Source organism: Brachyspira pilosicoli, assembly GCF_008016535.1.
In the GTDB taxonomy this organism is placed as follows: domain Bacteria; phylum Spirochaetota; class Brachyspiria; order Brachyspirales; family Brachyspiraceae; genus Brachyspira; species Brachyspira pilosicoli_A.
Map to the genome: position 1 here is coordinate 1 of NZ_SAXY01000011.1, position 23362 is coordinate 23362.

Annotated in this window: 20 protein-coding genes; 8 read left to right on the plus strand and 12 right to left on the minus strand. The window is 29.2% G+C overall.

Going from position 1 to position 23362, the window contains the following annotated elements:
• A partial coding sequence (locus tag EPJ72_RS12970; protein WP_158636870.1) for an IS3 family transposase occupies positions 1–202 on the plus strand: 202 nt, incomplete at its 5' end.
• 211 nt (positions 203–413) lie between these two features.
• On the opposite strand, the gene EPJ72_RS01215 is transcribed toward EPJ72_RS12970, so the two are convergent.
• Positions 414–1220, minus strand: coding sequence for a vitamin B12 dependent-methionine synthase activation domain-containing protein (locus tag EPJ72_RS01215; RefSeq protein WP_147730453.1), 807 nt, complete (start codon positions 1218–1220; stop codon positions 414–416).
• A gap of 29 nt (positions 1221–1249) precedes the next feature.
• Positions 1250–3862 (minus strand): homocysteine S-methyltransferase family protein, encoded by a 2613-nt coding sequence (locus EPJ72_RS01220; protein ID WP_147730454.1) that lies wholly within the window; start codon positions 3860–3862, stop codon positions 1250–1252.
• Between the two features lie 144 nt (positions 3863–4006).
• On the opposite strand from EPJ72_RS01220, the gene EPJ72_RS01225 reads away from it, so the two are divergent.
• The 5 genes from EPJ72_RS01225 (at position 4007) to EPJ72_RS01245 (ending at position 9234) form a co-directional block, all read left to right on the plus strand.
• Positions 4007–4528: a hypothetical protein gene (locus EPJ72_RS01225; RefSeq protein ID WP_147730455.1), complete on the plus strand. Its 522-nt coding sequence runs from the start codon at positions 4007–4009 to the stop codon at positions 4526–4528.
• A 25-nt stretch (positions 4529–4553) separates the two neighbouring features.
• Positions 4554–6110, plus strand: coding sequence for an NTP transferase domain-containing protein (locus tag EPJ72_RS01230; RefSeq protein ID WP_147730456.1), 1557 nt, complete (start codon positions 4554–4556; stop codon positions 6108–6110).
• Positions 6079–7212 (plus strand): hypothetical protein, encoded by a 1134-nt coding sequence (locus EPJ72_RS01235; RefSeq protein WP_242004864.1) that lies wholly within the window; start codon positions 6079–6081, stop codon positions 7210–7212. Before EPJ72_RS01230 ends, EPJ72_RS01235 begins: the two co-directional genes overlap by 32 nt.
• 63 nt (positions 7213–7275) lie before the next feature.
• Complete coding sequence (locus EPJ72_RS01240) at positions 7276–8154, plus strand: DUF2225 domain-containing protein (RefSeq protein ID WP_147730457.1); 879 nt, start codon at positions 7276–7278, stop codon at positions 8152–8154.
• Positions 8155–8163: 9 nt separating this feature from the next.
• Positions 8164–9234 carry an LptF/LptG family permease gene (locus tag EPJ72_RS01245; RefSeq protein WP_147730458.1) on the plus strand — a complete coding sequence of 357 codons (1071 nt, stop codon included), beginning with the start codon at positions 8164–8166 and terminating at the stop codon, positions 9232–9234.
• 8 nt (positions 9235–9242) lie between these two features.
• Here the strand turns inward: EPJ72_RS01245 and EPJ72_RS01250 are convergent, their stop codons facing one another.
• The 5 genes from EPJ72_RS01250 to EPJ72_RS01270 form a co-directional block, all read right to left on the minus strand.
• Positions 9243–9680 (minus strand): GNAT family N-acetyltransferase, encoded by a 438-nt coding sequence (locus tag EPJ72_RS01250; protein WP_147730459.1) that lies wholly within the window; start codon positions 9678–9680, stop codon positions 9243–9245.
• 323 nt (positions 9681–10003) lie between these two features.
• Positions 10004–11740 (minus strand): proline--tRNA ligase, encoded by a 1737-nt coding sequence (locus tag EPJ72_RS01255; protein ID WP_147730460.1) that lies wholly within the window; start codon positions 11738–11740, stop codon positions 10004–10006.
• A 243-nt stretch (positions 11741–11983) separates the two neighbouring features.
• On the minus strand, positions 11984–13084 hold the full coding sequence (hflX, locus tag EPJ72_RS01260) for a GTPase HflX (RefSeq protein WP_147730461.1): 1101 nt from the start codon (positions 13082–13084) through the stop codon (positions 11984–11986).
• A gap of 11 nt (positions 13085–13095) precedes the next feature.
• A complete protein-coding gene (gene yqeK, locus EPJ72_RS01265; RefSeq protein WP_147730462.1) occupies positions 13096–13662 on the minus strand; it encodes a bis(5'-nucleosyl)-tetraphosphatase (symmetrical) YqeK in 567 nt (188 codons plus the stop codon).
• A 37-nt stretch (positions 13663–13699) separates the two neighbouring features.
• On the minus strand, positions 13700–14377 hold the full coding sequence (locus EPJ72_RS01270) for a hypothetical protein (RefSeq protein WP_147730463.1): 678 nt from the start codon (positions 14375–14377) through the stop codon (positions 13700–13702).
• A gap of 183 nt (positions 14378–14560) precedes the next feature.
• Here EPJ72_RS01270 and EPJ72_RS01275 point away from each other — a divergent pair, with 183 nt between their 5' ends.
• Positions 14561–15496 (plus strand): DDE-type integrase/transposase/recombinase, encoded by a 936-nt coding sequence (locus EPJ72_RS01275; protein ID WP_158636871.1) that lies wholly within the window; start codon positions 14561–14563, stop codon positions 15494–15496.
• Positions 15497–15623: 127 nt separating this feature from the next.
• Here the strand turns inward: EPJ72_RS01275 and EPJ72_RS01280 are convergent, their stop codons facing one another.
• From EPJ72_RS01280 to groL, 5 genes are all read right to left on the minus strand, one after another.
• Positions 15624–16631: a hypothetical protein gene (locus EPJ72_RS01280; RefSeq protein WP_147730464.1), complete on the minus strand. Its 1008-nt coding sequence runs from the start codon at positions 16629–16631 to the stop codon at positions 15624–15626.
• A gap of 8 nt (positions 16632–16639) precedes the next feature.
• Complete coding sequence (locus EPJ72_RS01285) at positions 16640–17455, minus strand: TIGR00282 family metallophosphoesterase (protein WP_147730465.1); 816 nt, start codon at positions 17453–17455, stop codon at positions 16640–16642.
• Between the two features lie 17 nt (positions 17456–17472).
• Positions 17473–19002 carry a ribonuclease Y gene (gene rny, locus EPJ72_RS01290; protein ID WP_147730466.1) on the minus strand — a complete coding sequence of 510 codons (1530 nt, stop codon included), beginning with the start codon at positions 19000–19002 and terminating at the stop codon, positions 17473–17475.
• A gap of 269 nt (positions 19003–19271) precedes the next feature.
• Positions 19272–19754 carry a GNAT family N-acetyltransferase gene (locus tag EPJ72_RS01295; protein WP_147730467.1) on the minus strand — a complete coding sequence of 161 codons (483 nt, stop codon included), beginning with the start codon at positions 19752–19754 and terminating at the stop codon, positions 19272–19274.
• A gap of 109 nt (positions 19755–19863) precedes the next feature.
• On the minus strand, positions 19864–21495 hold the full coding sequence (gene groL, locus EPJ72_RS01300) for a chaperonin GroEL (RefSeq protein WP_147730468.1): 1632 nt from the start codon (positions 21493–21495) through the stop codon (positions 19864–19866).
• 346 nt (positions 21496–21841) lie between these two features.
• Here groL and exaC point away from each other — a divergent pair, with 346 nt between their 5' ends.
• A complete protein-coding gene (exaC, locus tag EPJ72_RS01305; protein ID WP_147730469.1) occupies positions 21842–23350 on the plus strand; it encodes an acetaldehyde dehydrogenase ExaC in 1509 nt (502 codons plus the stop codon).
• The last annotated feature ends 12 nt before the right edge of the window (positions 23351–23362 follow it).

Sequence of the window (23362 nt, forward strand, 5' to 3'; positions counted from 1 at the left end):
AAGAGTACACGGCATAGACGAAAGAGAATTTTATTCACGATTAAATAAAAATATAACTGTAGAATTATTAAGAGAAAAATTAAAAGAATATACACATTTTTATAACAATCAAAGATTGATTTCTTCGCTAGGTTATATTACAATCAAAGAAAGAATCAAAAATATTATAGCAAGTAAAAGTACAATATCTATGGCTCCATGACAATTATTTTCGGGGACTAGCCCCCGAACCCCAACTTCTTTTGCGACCAAAGGGAGTCCTTCAGGGCGACCGAAGGAAGTGCCCTTGGGCGTGCCACAAAGAAGCAAAAAGGCTATATTTTTAGTTTAAATATATATTTATATTTTATACCATTATAAATTATAATTCTATTCACAAATAATTAAAAAATTATAATATATATTAAATAAAATTAATTAGCAAAATAGTAAGCATCTTCACAAAATGAAACTATTGCACAAGTACTTAGTTCAGGCTCCATCATATAGCTTTCTGTAAGTATTACATTAAACTCTTCTGGTTTTAATTTATCAAATATTATTTTGTTGCCGTACATATTGCTAAGTGCCTTATAACCAAAAGAATATCTGCAGCCTACATGCTTTCTTTTACCTTTATTATTTAAATTAAGTAAATTGTCCATATGGCTTTGAAGTATATCAACGTAATTTTCTATAATATGTATTCCTAATGCATTATAAAAATAATATTCTTTATAATCATTATTATCATATAAACAATTTAAGAATTTATGATACTTCTCTCCAAGACTAACAAGAGTAAAACCAATAGTATCTTCATCTCTGTCAAAAAAATCAACTATAGAATTATAAGGCTCATTTTCCATACGCTCTAAAGGAATTTCTATTTTTTCATTTTTTAATTTATTAGTTTCAACATCATATATATAAAGTTTATCATTCTCTGTAACAGTTTTATAAAACCCATAAATCATTACAGGCTCAAGCAAATTATTTTCTATAATATTTTTCTTCATCTCTTCGTATTTTGGCTCTACTTTTGTTTTAATCATTTCATTATATTTTTCAATATCCTGATTTTTTGCAGAATAACCAAAACCAACCCTAAAAAGCCTAATTTTATTAATCATATCAAAGGCTTCCTGTTCTATTTGCTTATTAAACTCAAAAACTTTTCTTCCATAGAAAGGAGGTTTATTTATATGATGTTCATGATTTTTATGATTTATTTCTGGCATTGGTAGTTGGTATCCTTTAATTATTATTTTTATTTATCTCTGTCAGCTATTATCTCTTTTATAGCTACAATATCATCAAAACCGTCTTTACAGTAAAATATTTTGCCGCTATCTCCATAAACTTTTTTGCAAGTGTTTTCAACAAAATCTTTAGTTAAAGCAGCACCGCCTAAAAGTATAGGTATTTTTAAGCCCTTGTCTCTAATATATGCTAAATTATCTTTCATCACTTCTGTAGATTTTACCAAAAGCCCAGACATTCCTATGCAGTCAGCATTATGCTCATGATACGCCTCTATAAATTTTTCTATAGGCACTTTTGTACCAAGATTAACAGTTTCAAATCCATTGTTTTTTATTATTATTTCAACTAAATTTTTACCCACATCATGCACATCCCCTGCAACAGTGCCAAGTATTATTTTAGCAGTTTTCTCCTGTTTCTTTTTCTCTAAAAACCCAGATAAAAAATCCACACTCTTTTTCATCACCTCAGCAGAACCCAAAACAAAAGGAAGCTGTATACTGCCCTCCCCAAACTTTACACCAATATCTGCCATAGTAGGAAGAAGTATCTCATCAATTATAGCCTGTGCAAACTTTTTCTCTCCTCCAAACTCTTCACTATTTTCTTTAGCCTCAGTAAGTAAGTTTTGCATATCCTTCCATTCACCATCAAGCATAGCATCTCTTATAGCTTCCCTTATAGGCTTTTTTATTTTTTCTTCATCAGTTAATTCTTTCTTTTCTTTTTTGTCAGAGAAATAATTAATATAATTTATAAGAGGTTCTTTAGTTTTGTTTTTATTATAAATTAATTCTCTTGCTAATTCTATTTCTTTCTCACCTATCTTTGAAATAGGAAGAATTTGAGCCACATTAACAATAGCAGCACTAAGTCCATTATTGACAGCCTCATACAAAAACACAGAGTTCATAACCTTTCTTGCCTCTTCTTTAAGCCCAAAAGATATATTTGATACCCCCAAACTTATAGAGCTTTCAGGATACATTTTTGATAACTTTTTTATAGCATTTAAAGTTTCAACACCAGCTAAAAAACTATTTTCATCACCGCTTGCAAGTGTAAATGTTAAAGGGTCAAATATAATATCATGCGGAAGTATTTTATGCACATTAACAGCTCTATCATACATACGACCGCACATTCTTAATTTATCCTCACAAGTTAATGCCATAGCTTTTTCATCTATAGTAAGAAGCATAATAGAAGCTCCATATCTTTTTGCAAGTGAACATATAGCATCAAACTTCTCTTCCCCCTGCTCCATATTGGCAGAGTTTATTATTGGCTTTCCTCCATATACTTTTAAAGCCTCCTCTATAACATCAGGTTTTATTGCATCAATAACCAAAGGCAGAGAAATCTGTTTAACATAAGCAGAAATAATTTTTGTAATATCTTCTATTTCATTACGCCCCGCCCAAGCAGCATTAACATCTATAGCATGACTTCCTGACTTAACTTGCTTTATACCAACATCAAGCATACCGTCCATGTCACCCGATATCATAAGCTCTCTAAATATTTTACTTCCTGTTGCATTGCTTCTCTCCCCTATCATTAAAGGTGCCGGCTCTTGCTTAATGCTGACAGAATTAAATAAACTAGCTATATAAGCTCTTTGTTTTTCTAATGCAGGTTTTTTAGGTTTTACTCCTTTAACTTTTTTTGCTAATGCCTCTATATGTTTAGGAGTAGTTCCGCAACATCCTCCAATAAAAGTAAGCCCATTTAAATCAAAAAACTTACTGTTAATCTCAGCAAACTCTTCTGCAGTCATACTATAATATGCTTTTCCATCTCTATTTTCTGGAAGACCAGCATTGCTGTGTATGGATATTGGAAGGCATGATATTTCTGAAAGTTTTTTAATGTGCTGCATTGCCATATCCGGACCTGTACCGCAATTCATACCTATAGAAAATATATCCAAATTTGAAAGTATTGTGTATGCTGTTTCTATATCTGTACCCAAAAGCATAGTGCCTTCTTTTTCTATTGTTACAGAAACCATTATTGGAATATCTTTATTTAATTTTTTAGCCGTATCATTAACTGCTAATATCGCAGCTTTTAACTGCAAAACATCTTGTGCCGTTTCAAGAAGTATTATATCAACTCCGCCTTCTATTAAACCTCTTGCAGCTAAAGTATAACCGCTATACATCTCATCAAAACTAATCTGACCTAAACTAGGTAATTTTACTCCCGGTCCTAAACTGCCTGCAATAAATATATCTCTATTCAAATCCCCTTTAGAATTAGGATTTTTTAAATACTCTTCCTTTGCCTCATTTGCTATAACTGCCGCTTGTTTTGCTAGTTCATAAGCCTTATCAGCAATATCATATTCGCTTAAAACCCAAGGTATAGCCCCAAAACTATTAGTCTTTGTTATATTCGCATTGGCATTCAAATAATCTATATGTATCTCTTTCATTATATGTGGAGCTGTTATATTTAATATCTCATTACAGCCTTCTATATTATTGCCGTTTATAATCCAAGACTCTTTTTTAATTTCTTTCTTTTGAAGTTCCGTACCTGTGGCACCGTCTATTATTAAATACCTTTCTTTTATTAATTCTCTTAACCTATCCTTAACACCATTAAACATATAGAAAAAACTCCAATATTTTTATGAGTAGTATTTTAATATAAAAGCTCAAATAAGCAAGTATATGAAACATAATAATATTTTATTATATTATAGTAGAAAATATGCTTGAAGTTTAATATTATTGATATATAATTGTATAATATGAGTATAGATGATAAAACTAAAAGTGCCTTGATTAGAAAAGGTAATGAACTTTTTAATGAAAGAAAAATAGAAGAAGCGTATAGATGTTATCTTACAGCTTCATACTTCGGCGGAATAGAAAAGATTGCTGACTATTATAACTTTGAAACTAAAAATTTTATAAAAGCTATGCAATTATATAAGTTTATACTCAAAGAAGATTCAAACCTAGGCGGCAATATAAGAGCTAAGCAAAAATTAGATACTCTCTCGCAATCTGTAGCAAAAGTATTGCAAAAATGGTTAAACGATGATGAAACATTTAATAATTCTAAAACAAACAAATTATCCTTAGATTCAAAAAATACTTATCTTCCTAATAATTATTATAAAAAAAATAGCTTAGAAGATATTCTAAATGCCAAAGAAAAACTTGATAAAGAAAAATTGAGTAAAGAGCAATTAAATAATGAAAAAATAAATAATAAAATTATAAAAAAGCCTGTATTTGAACAAATCTATAAAAGTAAAAATAAATAAAGTATAAAAAATGAGGAGCTAGTTTATGACAAAAGGAGAAGAAGAAAATAATATCAAAAATATAGAAGAAAGATTAGAGCAATTATCATCTAAATTTTCTAAAAATGATAGTTTAGTAATAATATTAGCAGCAGGACATGGTAAAAGAATAAGAAGTTCAACATCAAAAATGCTTCATACTATTTGGGGAGTACCTAGCATAGAGAGAGTTAGACTTGCTGTAAAAAATGGTATAAATAAAAGTAATATTACTATAGTTGTTGGAATAAAGGCTTTAGAAGTGGCTAATGCAGTAGGAAAGCAGGCTAATACTAATTTTGCTTATCAGGAACAGCAATTAGGAACTGGGCATGCTGTAAAAGTGGGACTTGAAAAGAGTGATTTAAAAAATATTAAATATTGCTATGTTATATATGCTGATATGGGACTAATAGACTCTAACACTATGAAAGAGTTTCATGATGAGTTTATGAAAGCAAAAACTGATATGATATTGATGACTGCTATGTATGATGGTCCTAAGGGTAGTAATTATTATGGAAGGGTATTAAGAACAAGAGGATTAACTAAAGACCATAAAAAAAGTCAATATAGAGAAGGAAATAAGGGGCAGGTAATGGGAGTAATAGAATACAAAGATATACTTGCTCTTAAAGATGATGAGGATTTAGTAAAGGCTTATAAAGATGAAAAATTTGAATACGGAAAAGATGAGCTTTTAGACAGTATGCATGAATATGTTGCTGGTATATATGGTTTTAAAATAGAGCCTCTTTTAAATTTAATAAAAGAATTAAAAGCAAATAATGCTCAAAATGAACTTTATCTAACAGACTTAATAGAGATGTTTGTTAATAATAATTTATCAATATCAACATATATGCCGAAAGACAATAGAGTTGTTTTAGGCTTTAATGATAAAACTGTACTTAAAGAAATGGAGTCTATTGCTAGAAATAATGTTTACAATAAATTAAAAAACATTATTACAATATATGACGGAGAAGATTTCTTTATTGATAACAGTGTAGTTGAGCAGATATTAGAAATTGATAAAGATGAAAAGCCGCTTGATATATATATAGGAAAAGGTGCTTATATTGGTAAGGGTGTGAAAATTAATTATGGTGTTTATATAGACCATGGTGCAAGACTTGAAGGTAATATTGAACTTGGAGAGCATACTTATATAGGAGATAATGCATTAGTATCTTGCCTAGATAATCAAAAAATGGTACTTTCTAACAATGTACAAATATATGCTGGAAATCAAATAAGAGGAAATGTATATATTGGTGAGAACACTGTATTAGAGAGAGGTGTTAATGTTACAGGAAGTGATAAACATCCGCTTAGCATAGGTAAAAATGTACTTATTAAAGGAGTAAGCTATATATACGGCTCTATTGTAGATGATAATGCATATATAGAGCATTGTATATTCTACTACTCTCATATAAAAGCTGTTCTTGATGAAAATGGAAAAGTTATTAAGTGCAGATTTATAAGACCAAAAGAAGAAGGAATAGAATCTGTTGTTAAATTAAAAGATGAAAATACTAAAAAAACTAAAAAGAAATAAAATCTTTTTAATATTAATTGCTATTATTATTTTCTACTCGAATATAAATGCTCAATATGAAAAAGATATTAATAAAGATGCACCGCCATTATCAAAACAATATTATAGAATAAGCAGTTTTGAATCTATTTTAACTTGGTCGGTAGCATCTTTAAATAGCGAACCTTATATTAGTGAATTATTAATAGACCCAAATGATAATTTGCATATAGCTTACTATGATAATACAATTAATTCTCCTGTTTATATGTTTGGAAAAGATGGAAATTTCAAAAGAGAAATATTAGACAAAAACAGAGAACTAGGAAGTTTAATAAGCATAGCAAGTAATTCAGATAATATTCATATATCATATTTAAAAAATAATAAAATATGGTATGCAAATAATAATTCGGGTGCTTTTAATAATTATGCTATGGATTTAAGAAATAACAGCAAAATTATAGATTTAAAATTAGTAGTTTCTACATTTAATTCTCCTATATTATTTTTTATAAACAGCAAAGGTGTATTATCTGTATCAAGATTTTATAGAGATAATTTCTTTTCGGATTTAGTATATACAAATAAAATAATAGAAAAAGTATATCCAGTAGCAGAAAATGACGGATATGCCGTATATATGAAAGAATATTCTACAGGAAATTTATTTTATGCTTCAAGAAAAACAAATACAGCTTTTAGATTTTTTGACAATAATCCTATATTAAATAATGTAAATCAATATACAGTAGAGCACGAGGCACATAACAGATTTAATATTATATATAATATTAAAGACAATATAAAAGAAATAAGATACAAGAAGTTCTATGATGGCACTTTTATAGATGGAATAATATCTGCAGAAGACCAAAATATTATATCATTTGACTCTACTCTAGATTATGCATCGCAGCCTGTGGTGTTGTATACAAAAGAAGATGGAAACAAATATATATATATTGATGGTCAGATTATAGATTTATCAATTCTTGGGAAAAGTGTTGGGGAAGTGAGAATTAGTGCAGCAAGATATCCTGAATTTTATATAGCATATTATAATACTCTGTTTAAAGAGCTTAGAATAAGTAAGCTTAATATAAGTGATATTGAAAAATAAAAATAAACCGATAATTAATTTAACATTTGAAGTGTTTATAAAGTTATATAAATAGGAATTTTTATGGCTGAAGAATTAAAAATATCATACTTTGAAAAAAACCCAAGAACTTGTCCTGTATGTAATAAAGAGTTCTATCATGAGATGCTTCTTACTGGAGGCGGCAGGTTAATTGCCGGTAATTTAAGAGATGATTTAAGAAGGACTTATGAAAAGAGTAAGAAATATGGCACAGTGTACCCTCTTATATATGTTGTAGCTGTTTGTCCGCATTGTTTATATGCTGCTTTTCAAGATGAGTTTAGCTTAATTGATAATAAAAAAATTAATGAGGCACTTGATAGCTATGAGCAGAGATCAAAATATATGCATGAGTTTTTTGGCATAGATTTAGATTTTAAGAAAAATAGAGATTTGATTTCAGGTGCTGCAAGCTATTTTCTAGCATTAGACGGTTATCGTTATCATACAAAAGATTCTGCTCCCACTCTTAAAAAGGCTTTATGTTCTTTAAGGCTCAGTTGGACTTTAGAAGATTTGGCAAATGTTTATCCGAATAATAATTACGATAAATTAATACCATTCTTCCAATATAAAGCCAGCGAATTTTATACTGAGGCTATAGAATATATGCAAAATGGAAAAGAAAGTTTTGATAAATTAAAAAGCTTTGGTCCTGATATAGATAATAATTTCGGATATGAGGGAATGCTTTATATGGGGGCTTTACTTGGCACAGATGCTGCTAAATTTATTCCAGACCCTAATGTTAAAGCTAGAACATTAGTGCAGGCTAAAAGAAAAATCAGTAAAATATTTGGTTCTGGTAAAAGTAGTAAATCAAAACCTTCTGCATTGCTTGAAAAATTAAAAGAGTTGCATACTCGTATAAATGAAGAATTAGCTTATTTAAATGAAAACTATGGAATAAATGTGGATTAATTTACTTAAATGAAAAAACTTAACTTATATTTATTAAAAGAATTTTTATCTATGTTTATAGGTTCTCTAATACTATTTGTTATATTAGTTACTATAGCGGATTTAAGCAGTAAATTGTCTTATTATACAGAACATCCAGAAAATATGAAGTATTTTATTACATATCATTTAGCAAGAACGCCGCATAATTTATATTATTTATTTCCAATAGCTTTAATGTTTTCTTCTACTTATGTACTTGGTACTTTTGTAAAAAATAAAGAGATGCTTGCTGTACAAAATTCTGGTATAAGTTTGTTTAAATTTTCTTCTCCAATATTTATTATAGTAATAGCATTATGTTTAGGACTTATTGCATTTTGGCAGTTTGTAGCTGCTCCCATGAATAAAATATCTTTTGAAGCTAATGATTTAGGGCGAGGGAATAAAAAAGCAGAATATACTGGAGCATTAAATATATTCGGAGCTAATAATTATATATATTTTATAGAAAACTTTAATTTTAATGATAATTATCTTACAAATACTATTATTGTAAAATTAAAAAAAGACGGTGCTATAGATATGAGAATATCATCACCGAGTGTGAGATGGAATGATAACGAAAGAAAATGGTATGTTGAAAATGGAATATTGGCTGAGTTTGATGATGAAAAAAATATATCTGTCAAAGAAATAACTAATTATCCAATCAATGTTCTTGAAAGACCAGAACATTTTATGAATAGACCGCCATTGGATTCTATGAGTTTAAGTGAAGAGATGCATTGGATTAAATTAAGAAAAGAAGTAAATTTAAATACTAACACACTTGAAACAGATTTTCATTATAGAATATCATATTGTTTTTCTGGATTTATCATTGTTTTACTTGCTTCATTGTTTTCAAAATTTTCTACTCAAAGTGTATTGGTGGTAAGTTTGGTAATGGTTATAATGGTTGCTTTATTATATTATTCTATACTTATGATGTTTCGCTCTTTGGGAGATGGAGGAAACATGAACCCATTTATAGCTGCTTGGATGCCTAATATTATTTTTGCTGGACTTTGTTTCTTGGCATTTAAAAAATTCTATTAATTTTGTTTTTATAATTTTCTCTCTAAAATTAAAGCATTATATTTATTGTTATAATATTTTTTTCTAATGCCTATGCACTCAAAACCATGCTTTGTATAAAACTCTTTTGCATTAATATTGTTCTCATGCAAATCTAATTTGATGCTATCTACATTATTTTTTTTAGCATCATCAAATAAATATGATAATAATTTTTTTCCGTAACCTTTATTATTAGGATATGTTGCTATAAATAAAATATCAATCTCTGGAGGAAGTAAAAAATATATGATAAACCCTACTATTTTTTCATTATCTTTTATTATAACTACTTTATGATTTTTATCTTCTATATACTCTTTTATATAATTTTTAGATAAAGTAATATATTCGCTTTTTGATGATATAAAAAAAATATTTTCAATTATATTTTCATTGATATTATTTACAATTTCTATATTTTCCATATTAAAAATAAACAATAATTTATATATACTAAAAATTTTGCATTTTATCAAAATATTATTTAATTTTTTTGTGGTGGCTTTGCCCCCACACCCCCACTTCTTTTATTGATATAAAAGAAGCAAAAAAACTGCATTTTTAAACAAAATATAAGTATTATCTTATATTTTATAGATATTTTTTAAATATAAAATTTTAGTAATTGCGTTTTTAATGAAACGTATCCAAAGGATATCAACTTTTTTATGTGAAAAAAGTTGATAATATTTTTATACAAATATAAAAAATTACAAAACATAGTTGTTTAGGTATATACTTATAATATTCATAATTTAGAGTTTATCTCATCGAATAATTCTTTCTTTTTTGCCTTTACATATTCAACTATATCTTCAAGCTTAACTTCAACACTCTCTGAATCTCTTCTTAACTTAAACTCAACAACCCCGCGTTCAAGAGATTTCTTTCCTACTATTATTCTCATAGGCACACCAATCAAATCGCAGTCATTAAGTTTAACACCAAGTCTTGCCTTTCTGTCATCAAACATAGTTTCAACACCAATAGAGCTTAAAGCATTATATATCTCTTCTGCTTTTTTGAATGACTCTTCAGTTTCTTTATCAATAGCAACAACTATAGCTTCATAAGGAGCAACACTTATAGGAAATATGATACCCTTGTCATCATAATTCTGCTCTATTACAGAAGCTAAAGCCCTATTAACACCAATACCATAACATCCCATTATAGGTGTAACTGCTTTATTGTTTTCATCTAATACAGTGAAATTAAATGCCTGAGTATATTTGTCTCCTAGCTTAAATATGTGCCCAAGCTCTAAACCTTTTTTCTGATACAACTTCTCACCGCATTCTGGACATCTATCACCCTCTTTGGCAACTCTAAAATCTCCCCAAACATCAACATTAAAATCTCTGTTTATATTGACATTTTTTATATGCGTGTCATCTTTATTTCCGCCTACTATTGCATCAGCTACTGTTTTTATAGACTTATCTGCAAATATTCTTATCTTTTTCTTTAATCCAACAGGAGAAGCAAAACCAACCCTAGCCCCAGTAACTTCTTTTATAATATCCTCAGAAGCTAGCTCAATATCAAGACCTCCTAAAGCATTTGAAAGTTTTGTTTCGTTTATCTCTAAATCGCCTCTAATAGCAACTAATATTACCTCATCTTCTTCTGTTTTGTATATTATGCTTTTAATAAAATTCTTTGAAGAAGTATTAAAGAATTTCTCTAAATCTTCGATTGTTTTTATATCTGGAGTATACACTTCTTCTAATGGCTTATCAGTATAAGATTTAGCCTCTTCATCTTCCATTACATTAGCCTTTTCAACATTAGCCCTATAATTACACTTTGAGCAGAAAATAATAGTTTCTTCCCCTACTTCACTGAGCACCATAAACTCTTCGCTTCCTTCTCCACCCATTGCTCCGCTGTCTGCCTTTACGCTTACAGTATCAAGCCCCATTCTTTTAAATATTTTTGTATAAGCACCGCTCATATCATTATAAGTTTTGTCAAGACATTCTTTAGTGATATGAAATGAATAAGCATCTTTCATTGTAAACTCTTTAGAGCGAATCACCCCAAATCTTGGACGAATCTCATCTCTAAATTTTGTATGTATTTGATATAATGTAACAGGCAAATCTTTATAAGACTGTATTTCATTTTGAGCTGTAATAGTGAAAGCCTCTTCGTGAGTAGGCCCCATTGCCATATCAACATCATTTCTGTCTTTTAATATAAATAATTCTTTTTTAAATCTCTCCCATCTTCCAGAAGGAGTTAATAATTCTTTTGAAACAAGTATAGGCATTATGCATTCATTAGAGCCTATTGCATCCATCTCTTCGCGTATTATGTTGGATATTTTATTTAATACCCTCACACCTAAAGGCAAATAAGAATAAAGACCGTTTGATATTTTTCTTGCAAGTGCTGCTCTTATCATTAATTTATTAGAAGCTATTATAGCATCATTTGGAGCTTCTTTTAGTGTTGGCATAAATAATTTCGATAAACGCATAATTTGTTTTCCTTAAAAAAATTTGTATTAATGATGTATTAAAAAATTTGCTTTTTATGTAAGTCTTATTTTATTCAACTTTTTCCCGCAGCAAAAAGTTGCAAAAAGTACAAGTATATTAGCTTTAATAGTTGGGTATTGCAAAGCATGTACAATGTGGTAAAGTCCCAGATATCAAAACAAAATATAATTTTATTTTTTACAAAAAATTACGCTTTCAGTATATACTAAAAATATAAATTATCAACCGTTATTAAAAGACTCCAAAATTATTTTTAATATTTTTTCTCTCAATATATCTATATTTATATTGTTTTTGGCACTAATAAAAATTGCATCATCATACATAGTAAGTATTTTGTTTTTTTGATTTTCTTCCAAACTGTCAACTTTGTTAAATACCATTATACGTTTTATATTTGAGGCTTCTATCTCTTTTATTGTAGCTTCAACATTGATAAGTTTCTCTTCAATATATTCATCTGTAGAATCAACCAAATGCAAAAGCAAATCAGCCTCTACCACTTCAGATAATGTAGACTTAAAAGAAGCTATTAAAGTATGCGGAAGCCTATCTATAAAACCAACAGTGTCGCTAATAATAGCCTCTACAGGTGCATCATCAGATAAATAAAGTTTTCTTGTATGAGTGTCTAATGTGGCAAAAAGTTTATCTTCTACATAAGTGTCTTCCTTACATAAAAGATTAAATAAAGTGCTTTTTCCAGCATTTGTATAACCTACAATAGCTATTCTAAAAGTAGCCCCTCTTCCCTTTCTTTCTGTGCTTGCAGATTTTTCTACTTTGCTTAATTGAGTTTTAAGTTTATGTATTCTCTCTCTTGCTCTTCTTCTGTCGTACTCAAGTTGTTTCTCTCCTGCTCCACCTCTTAAACCTATTACACCTCTCACTTGGCTTAAATTGCTTCTCTTACCTTTTAATCTTGGATATTCAAACTCCAAAAATGCTAATTCTACCTGCATTCTAGCTGTAAGAGTTTTGGCACGCATTGCAAATATCTCTAATATAATCTCTGTTCTAGTTAATGCTTTTATATTAGAGCCTTCTTCTATAGCATTCACCTGCGAACCGCTAAGCTCATTGTCAAAAACAAAATATTCTACATTGTCAGCTATAGCACTCTCTTTTAAAGATTCAAGTTTACCTGTACCTATATAAGTGCCTGCTACTATTTTCTGCTGTATAAAAGAAAATCTATCAGCTACCTCATAACCCGCAGTATCACATAGCATTGATAACTCTGTTAAAATATTGTCTATATTAATCTTTTTGCTTCTATATTCTCTGGAATCTGCTACAAATATTATATACGCTCTTTTCATAAATACCTTAATTATTTAATCACTAATGAATTATATAGCTCTATAGTTTTATCAGATAAATACTGTTTTTTTGAAAGTACAAAATATATTGATTCTAACACAACTTTCAAAAATGCTTCATCAAAATTAATAAAAATCTCTTCTCTTAATTTATCAGCAGTTTCTAATTTACGCGTAGGTTCAAGATAATCTGATGCATATATAATCTTTTCAAGCATACTCATATTAGCATGCCCCACTGTATGGCTTTCTATGGCAGATATTATATCATCATCTTTTATATGAAACTCTTCTATTGTTATTATGGCACTTACCCTCGCATGAAGTAAAGCAGAAGTGATATGTTTAGGGTATTCTATTTTATCATACTCTAATAATATTTTTCTAATCTCTTCTTCTTTGTATCTCTTGCCCAAATCATGACACAATGCTGCAATAGATGCCTTACTAACATCAATATTATAATGCTTTGCAAGTTCTACAGATAAATCTCTAGTTGAAAGTATATGCTCTTCTCTAAATGGAAGATATTTTTTTATATAATCTAATATAGGCTTTTCATCAAAATTATTATTCATAATGCAAATATTATGATATATTTTTAAATAATGTCAATTATCTGTATATAGATTTATGGTTAAATACAGGTTTATAGCGTTTTTCTTTGTCTAAAAAAGACTCTTTATATTGATCATAAAGTTCAACGCTCCCATCTTCATTAACATGTCCTACAGGGTCATACATATAAAAAGGCATAAAATCTTTTCCAGCAGTCATATTAGTATCAGCCGCTCCCCATTCTAAAGGTAAATCAACACCAAAAGTACTTTTCTCTCTTATAGGCATACCATATATATAAACGTATTTTGAATAAGTATCAATTGCAACAAGTGAATTATCTAATGAAATTAATCCAGCACCCTTGCCACTAAATCTGTAAAAATAAAAACGTTTAAGCATCTTAGAATATTTACTATTTAGTTGTTTTGTATAAAGCGGATTATATCCTCTATATTGATAATATCTCATGTTATATATAGCAAATATTCCAGCTTTACTATTAGCACCTTTATAAGAATATTCTTTTTTGCTTGAATCTAAACTCTCCCAATCTTTATCATCATATTTATCTACAAACTTAAAAGAAGGAACATTATCAGAATTAAAAGCAGCAATTAAAAGCCAATCATTAAATTTAGAAGAACTAAAAGAACCCTCTCTATCAATATCTCTAAATCCAAACAATGCTGTTGAATATGTTAATAATATTATATAAAACAATAGTCTTTTCATAATAATTCCAAAATAAACACTTTTAAATATTTGTAGATATTATATAAAAAAAAGACAAAAAGTAAATAATGTCTTTTTGAAAAAATGTTAAGGAGTGTGAGATATTGGACATTTTTTAGTATAAAAAAAGCAGTATCCTTGTTATAATATTTTGAACATAAAACAAATAAAAAGGATGCTACTATGAAAAAAGATTATAGCACAGAATTTAAATTATTTATAGTGGATGAAGCATTAAAAACTAAAAATATTAAAAGATTTTTAAAGATAGAAGAAATACCCAAATCCACTTTTTATGCTTGGCTTAAAAAATATAAAGAAACTGGAACTGTCGACAATTTTAGCACTAGACCGAAAACTTCTCCCAATATCTTTGATAATCAAGAAGCGATTAATTTAATTATTAAACTCTATACTAAAGAATATCGAGGTAAGCATTATATTAAAGCATATTTAAATCGTGAAGGCATTAAGATAGGTGTTACAGCTATAGAGAATGTACTAAAAAGAAATAATCTTTGGAGATATAAAATAAAAAAGAAAAAGAAGCGATATGATAAGCGTAAATTTGTCTCTAAAATACAAAAAGAAGGCAAAATAGTTCAAATAGACACTAAATATATCAAATTAGGCAGAAAAACAGTTTATCAATTCACAGCTGTAGATTTAGCTACTCGTTATAGTTGGAGGCAAATCTATGAGGATAAAACACCTTATAGTGCTTTATCTTTCTTAAAATATGTCTTAAAAACTTCACCTTTTAAGATACAATCTATACAGACCGATAATGGTATGGAATATACTTATCGCTGTATTAATACTCCTAAAATCAATATTTTTGATGAATACTGCTTAAAAAATAAATTAGAGAGGAGATATATTCCTATAGCAACACCAAGATACAATGGCGTAGTAGAAAGAGTACACGGCATAGACGAAAGAGAATTTTATTCACGATTAAATAAAAATATCACAGTAGAATTATTAAGAGAAAAATTAAAAGAATATACACATTTTTATAACAATCAAAGATTGATTTCTTCTTTATTGTATATTACAATCAAAGAAAGAATCAAAAATATTATAGCAAGTAAAAGTACAATATCTATGGCTCCATGACAGTCTTTTTGAAAAACCCTTCTAAATATTCATAAAAATAGAAATAAATATAAAAATATCAATTATTAATATACATTTTATACATTTTTTAGGACATTAATTATAATATGTCTTAATAAAAATAGAGTTATTGATTATCTTCTTTATTTTGAGCATCTAATGAAATGTTGTTTGTATCTTCATCGTTTTTAGTTTCTTCATTAGTTTCAATGTTTTTAATTTCTAAAGTTTTATCATCATTTTTAATATTTTTATTTTTCACTATGCGTCCATAAAATAAAGCAAATAAAACATAGTATATAAAAGACATTAAAACAGAACTTGAAGCATAAGGAATTAAAGCAATTTTTGTGTTGTAAGCTGTGTTAAAAAAATAATTATAAAAATAAGGCAAAGCTAAATATATAATAAAAATTAAAGGAATAATTAGTAAAAGCCATATTTTCTTTTTGGCAACTTTATTAGCAAAACCATAAGAAACTATTATAGTTAATATTAATATAGCAGTTAAATATGAAATAGTTTCTTTGTCTAATTTAATATTCATATAATCAATTTCTAAAAAATTTATTATAATTAGTCCAGAAACAGAAGTTAAAAATATTCCAAATAATGCAAAAATTAGAGAGAAAATTATTTTTAATAAGAATAGCCTATTAGAAAAGTCTTTATTTTTATGTGGAAATAGTTCTAAAGCCCATAGTAAAATAGAGAAAGTTAATGTTTGAAGTAAAAGCTCTGGAAGTGATATAAGATGATATTCAAGAGGAAGCTGAGTATATATTATGCCTTCCAAAGATGAAGGAGAAGCTGCTGGGGTTGCTATAATTCCAATGAATACTAATATTATCCATAATTTCAAAAAACCCAATTTGGTAGCAATAGTATTTCTTATAGGGTATAAAGCAATAGCAATAAATATAGCCCTTATAGGCTGTAAAAAAGGACCTAATAATATTAAAGGCGAATCAAAATTACGCATAAAATTATTGACAACATTATAACTATAAACTGTAGAATAATCGAAAATATTTGAAAATAATAATCCAAAGATAAAATATGTTAATGTGTGTATTAGAGCTACTTTTATATAAAAGATGAAAAAATGTCTAAAAAAAATGCTAGTATTAGGCATAATATTATTTACTTCTCAAGTCTTTCAACTTGATCATTATTATATACTATATTAATTCTTTTAATAGAAGCAGCTTTTCCAGTTTGAGTATCCACCTGCACTATTATACCATTAATCATAGGGTTGGTAGTTTCAACTTCAAATCTATGAGGTATTTTAGTAACAAACCTTGCAATAGCTGCCTCTTTTTTCATACCAATAACAGAATCATAGCTTCCGCACATACCAATATCAGATATATAAGCAGTATGAGAAGAAATTATTTTTTCATCAGCAGTTTGAACATGAGTATGAGTGCCAAAAATACAAGTTACTTGTCCTTCAAGATAATAAGAGAAGGCAATTTTTTCAGCAGTAGCCTCGGCATGAAAATCTATAAATATAACATTAGTTTTTTCTTTTAGATGTTTAATAGCAATATTAGCTTTTTTGAAAGGACAATCCAAAGGGTCTAAAAAAGTTCTGCCCATGAGGTTAAGAACACCTATTTTACAATCATCACAGTCATATATATAATAACCAAGCCCGGGAGATTCATTAGGATAATTGTATGGACGAAGAAGTCTGTTCTCATTACCAATCAATGCAAATACATCTCTATTATTCCAAACATGGTTTCCAGTAGTAAGTACATCTATACCAGAATTAAACAGCTCTGCGGCAGTATCTCTAGTGATACCAACCCCATTAGCCGCGTTTTCTCCATTCGCTATAACAAAATCTATATTATGCTCTAATTTAATCTCTTCCAAATGCCTTCTTACAGCATATCTGCCCGTAACTCCAACAATATCCCCAAGACATAATATATTTTTAATAGCCATAAAATAAACCTTTATTATTATCTAGCAACTTCTACTGCCCTAGTTTCTCTAATAACAGTAACTCTAATAATACCCGGATATTTAAGTTCATCTTCTATTCTTTTAGCAATATCTCTTGCAATCTGTTTAGCCTTAACATCATCAACCACATCACTCTTAGTCATAACTCTAATCTCTCTTCCAGCCTGTATAGCGAAAGATTTCTCAACACCCTCAACACTATCAGCAATCTTTTCCAAATCATCAAGTCTTTTAATATAATTTTCAAAAGATTCCATTCTAGCACCCGGACGAGCAGCACTAATAGCATCAGCCGCCTTCACTATAACAGCCTCAACAGTTTGAGTTTCTACATCATTATGATGTGCCCTTATAGCATTAACAATTTCCTCTCTCTCACCGCATCTTTTAGCTAAATCAGCCCCGCTAATAGCATGAGAATCTTCACCCTCAATCTCTATAGCCTTTCCAACATCATGCAAAAACGCACTTCTCTTAGCCATTTCAACATTTGCACCAATTTCTGCCGCAATCATACCAGCAATATTTGCTACTTCCTTACTATGAAGAAGCATATTCTGCCCATAACTAGTTCTATATTGAAGCCTACCCATATGTCTAATAAGCTCATGATGCATAGTAGTGAGATTTAAATCAGCAATAGCATTCTCTCCAGCAGTCATAATAGAATCTTCCACTTCTCTTCTAGTTTTTTCAACAATTTCTTCTATTCTTGCAGGATGAATACGTCCGTCTAATATAAGTTTTTCTAATGAAACTTTAGCAATATGCTTTCTTACAGGATCAAAACAAGATATAACAACAGCCTCAGGAGTATCATCTATAATAATATCAACTCCAGTGAGTGTTTCAAGCATTCTTATATTTCTTCCCTCTCTGCCTATAATTCTTCCTTTCATCTCTTCACTAGGCAAAGAAACAGAAGTAACTGAAGATTCTTGAGTTACATCGCTAGATATTCTCTGTATAGTTTGAACAATTATCTCTCTAGCTTTTTTCTCCCCTGCTTCTATAGCATTCTTTTCTATATTATCTACTATCTTTGAAGCTGCTTTTTTAGCATCTTCTTCTATTTCTATCATTAGAGCATTTTTAGCCTCTTCACGAGTAAAGCCTGCAATTTTTTCAAGCTCTTTTTTCTCTTCTTCCAATAAGGAATCTAATTTTTCTTCCTGCTCTTTTATTTTTTTCAGTTTATTTTCAATATTATGTTCTTTATTTTCTAAATATTGAGTTTTTTTGTCTAAATTCGCCTCTCGTTGTAGTACTCTATTCTCTAATTTTTGAACTTCTAATCTTCTTTCTTTATTTTCATTTTCTAATCTATTACGTTCTTTTTGTAATTCTAAATTAGCTTCTGAAATAATATTTTTTCTTTCATTTTCCGCCTGCTCTTTAGCATCGCGAAGCATATTTTGTCTTATTATCTCCGCTGAATTAAGATTAATTTTAGCTATTACCCAGCGGGTTATATATCCAAAAACAAACGCAACTACAACAGAGGTGATTATTATAACTACATTCATACCTTCACCTCATTTATTTTTTATACTTTAATTCTTATTTTCTATCTATCAACGGTTATAAAATAACATAATTTCAGTATAAAGTCAATATTATCTTTTACAATAAAATATTTATTTTACAGAAAATTGAAAAAATTATTATTATTACATATTTGAATAAGATATTTATTAATATTAATTCTTATTTTTTAGATTGCAGTAAATGCAAAGAAAATTCACATTATTAATATAATAATTTTATAAAATATATTTTTAAAAATTATAAAAAATTATTTGTTTTTAGAGAATTCTTTTAAAGAATTATGACTTAATCTATAAGTATACCAATCTTCCATTTTAAGTGCATTGATAGATAAATAAAAATCAATACTCCCCTTATTCCAATCCAAACACTGCCAATCAAGCCTCTCGCACCCTCTATCAACAGCAATCTTAGCAAGCTCTTTTAATAATCTCTTACCATATCCTAAACCTCTAAAACTCTCTCTAATATACAAATCCTCTAAATATATACCAGCCTTACCCAAAAAAGTAGAAAAATTGTGAAAAAATAAAGCATATCCAATAGGAGCATCATTCTCTAAAGCAATCAAAACTTCAGCCTTCTTTTTCTCAAATATCCATTCTTTTAATATATCCTCAGTAGCTACAACCTCATTTTCAAGCTTTTCATAAGAAGCTAACTCTCTAATAAACTTTAATATAGTAGAAACATCGTCCACATTGGCAAATCTAATACTAAAATCTTTCATAAAAAACACTCCCAAAAACTCCATATAAAAAATAAAGCCCAAGCGACTAACAAATAATCGCTAAGGCTTTTATATTTAAAAAAATTATTTTTTAAGCTAATGGTAATTATTAATACATACCGCCCATTCCGCCGCCAGGCATTGGAGGCATTGGTTTTTCAGGTTCAGGTATATCAGTAATAATAACTTCAGCAGTTAATACTTGAGAAGCAATAGAAGCAGCATTTTGTAAAGCACTTCTTGAAACTTTAGCAGGGTCAATAATACCAGCTTTAAGCATATCAACCCACTCATTAGTAAGAGCATTGAAACCCATATTGCCTTTTTGTTTTTTAGCCTCAATAGCAACAACAGAACCGTCTAAACCAGCATTTTGTGCTATCATTCTTATAGGCTCTTCTATAGCTCTTTTTACTATATTAACACCAACTTGCTCATCAGGATTTTCTAATTTAATAGCATCAAGTTTAGATTGAGCATGTAAGTAAGTGATACCGCCGCCAGGAATAACTCCCTCTTCAACAGCAGCACGAGTTGCAGATAAAGCATCTTCAACACGAGCTTTTTTCTCTTTCATTTCTACTTCAGTAGCAGCACCAATATTAATAACAGCAACTCCTCCTGATAGTTTAGCTAATCTCTCTTGTAATTTCTCTCTGTCATAATCACTGTCAGTTTCTTCTATTTGTTTTTTAATAGCAGCAACTCTTGACTGAACATCTGCTTTTTTACCAGCACCTTCAACTATAGTAGTGTTTTCTTTATCAACAGTGATTTTCTTAGCTTTACCAAGATGCTCTAAACCAGTATTTTCAAGCTTCATACCTAAATCTTCACTGATAACTTGTCCGCCTGTTAATATAGCAATATCTTCAAGCATAGCTTTTCTTCTGTCGCCAAAACCAGGAGCCTTAACTGCACATACATTTAATACTCCTCTCATTTTGTTTAATACTAAAGTAGCTAAAGCTTCAGATTCTATATCTTCAGCAATAATAATGAAAGGTTTTCCTGTTTGAGCAATTTTTTCAAGTACAGGAAGAAGTTCTTTCATGTTAGATATTTTTTTGTCATAAATAAGAACTAAAGCATCTTCTAATTCAGCAGTCATACTATCTCCATTAGTTACAAAATACGGAGAAATATAACCTCTATCAAATTGCATACCTTCAACTAATGAAAGGCTAGTTTCTAATGATTTAGCCTCTTCAACAGTGATAACACCCTCTTTACCAACTTTTTCCATAGCATCGCTGATTAAAGCACCTATTTCTTTATCGTTGTTAGCAGAAATTGTAGCAACTTGAGCAATCTCTTCTTTTCCTTTAATTTGTTTAGCTTCAGATTTAATATGAGCAACTATCTCGCTAACTGCTTTTTCTATACCTCTTTTAATAAGCATAGGATTAGCACCGCTAGTTACATTTTTTAAACCTTCTTTAACCATAGCTTGTGCTAAAACTGTAGCTGTAGTAGTACCATCGCCAGCAACATCATTAGTTTTAGTAGCTACTTCTTTAACTATTTGAGCCCCCATATTTTCAAAAGGGTCTTCTAATTCTATTTCTTTAGCAATAGTAACACCATCATTTATTATGGTAGGGGGACCAAATTTTTTGTCTATTACAACATTACGTCCACGCGGTCCTAAAGTTACTTTTACTGCATTAGCTAAAGCATCTACTCCACGCATAAGGGAGCGTCTAGCTTCTTCATCAAATAACAACTGTTTTGCTGCCATAAATCTTTCTCCTTACAAATATTTTAATTTTAATTATTTTCTTAATTTTTATTGAAAACATTATACAATCAATATATTTTTTTTCAAGTATTAATAATAAATATTGTAAAGTTATTTTATTTATAAAAAAACCACTAAATACAGTTGTAAAAATTTTATATTTATATTATTTTACAAACACAATAACAAAACATTATTTTTAAAAATAAAATAATTAAATACTCAATTATTTTTTATTTTTTTAACATTAAATTAAAAATAATGTTCAAATTATCTTGAATATATGTATTTTTTTTATATACTAATAGTTATATTAAACAAAAAAAGTTTGGGGAGATATAGTAATATGAGTAAATACAAAGATTTTTCAAAAGTTTTTAAAAAACAATATGAAAATTATATAGGAGGAGAATGGGTACCACCTAAAAGCGGAAAATATATTGATAATATTAGCCCTATAAACGGTGTAGTTATCAATAAAGTACCTTTTTCTAACGATGAAGATATTGATTTTGCTCTTGATGCCGCTCACGCCGCAAAGGATGCTTGGGCTAAAACTTCGCCTACAGAAAGAGCTAATATTCTTATAAAAATAGCTGAAAGAATTGAAGAAAACCTAGAATTATTAGCATATGCTGAAACTTGGGATAATGGAAAACCTATAAGAGAGACTTTGAATGCGGATATACCTTTATCTGCAGATAATTTTAGATATTTTGCCGGTGCGATTAGAACACAAGAGGGAACTATAAGCGAAATAGATGATGATACTATAGCTTACCACTTTCATGAACCATTAGGCGTTGTAGGACAAATTATACCTTGGAATTTCCCTTTGCTTATGGCAGCTTGGAAAATAGCACCTGCAATGGCTGCTGGAAACTGTATAGTATTAAAACCTGCAAGCCCTACTTCTGCAAGCATACTTGTACTTATGGAAGTAATAGGAGATTTGATACCTAAAGGAGTATTAAATGTTATTAATGGAAGCGGCGGAAGAATAGGTAAAAAATTGGCAACTAGCCCTAGAATTTCTAAAGTGGCATTTACAGGATCAACAAGCGTAGGAAGACAGATAATGCAATTTGCTACAGAGAACATTATACCTGTAACATTGGAGCTTGGAGGAAAATCCCCTAATATATTCTTTGAAGATATTATGGATGCTGATGATGACTTTTTGGATAAAGCTATTGAAGGACTTGTTTTGTTTGCATTCAATCAGGGAGAGGTTTGTACTTGCCCTTCAAGAGCATTAATACATGAGAAAATATATGATAAGTTTATGGCTAGGGTTTTAGAAAGAGTAAAAGCTATAAAGATAGGAAATCCTCTTGATATAGAAACTATGATGGGAGCTCAGGCTAGTGAAGATCAAATAAATAAAATTACAGAATATTTAAAAATAGGAAAAGAGGAAGGTGCTGAAGTATTAATAGGAGGAGAAAGAAACATATTAGAAGGCAAATTAGCTAATGGATTCTATGTACAGCCTACAATATTTAAAGGCAATAACAGTATGAGAATCTTTAGAGAAGAGATATTCGGACCTGTTTTATCTGTAACTACATTTAAAAATGATGAAGAGGCTTTAGAAATAGCTAATGACACTATGTATGGACTTGGTGCTGGTGTTTGGACTCGCAATATAAATAAAGCATATCGTTTTGGAAGAGGCATTAAAGCTGGAAGAGTTTGGACTAATTGCTATCATGCTTATCCTGCTCATGCTGCATTCGGAGGATATAAGCAATCAGGCATAGGAAGAGAAACTCATAAAATGATGCTTGATCATTATCAGCAGACAAAAAATATTTTGGTAAGTTATTCTCCTAAAAAACTAGGCTTCTTTTAATATATATTAATC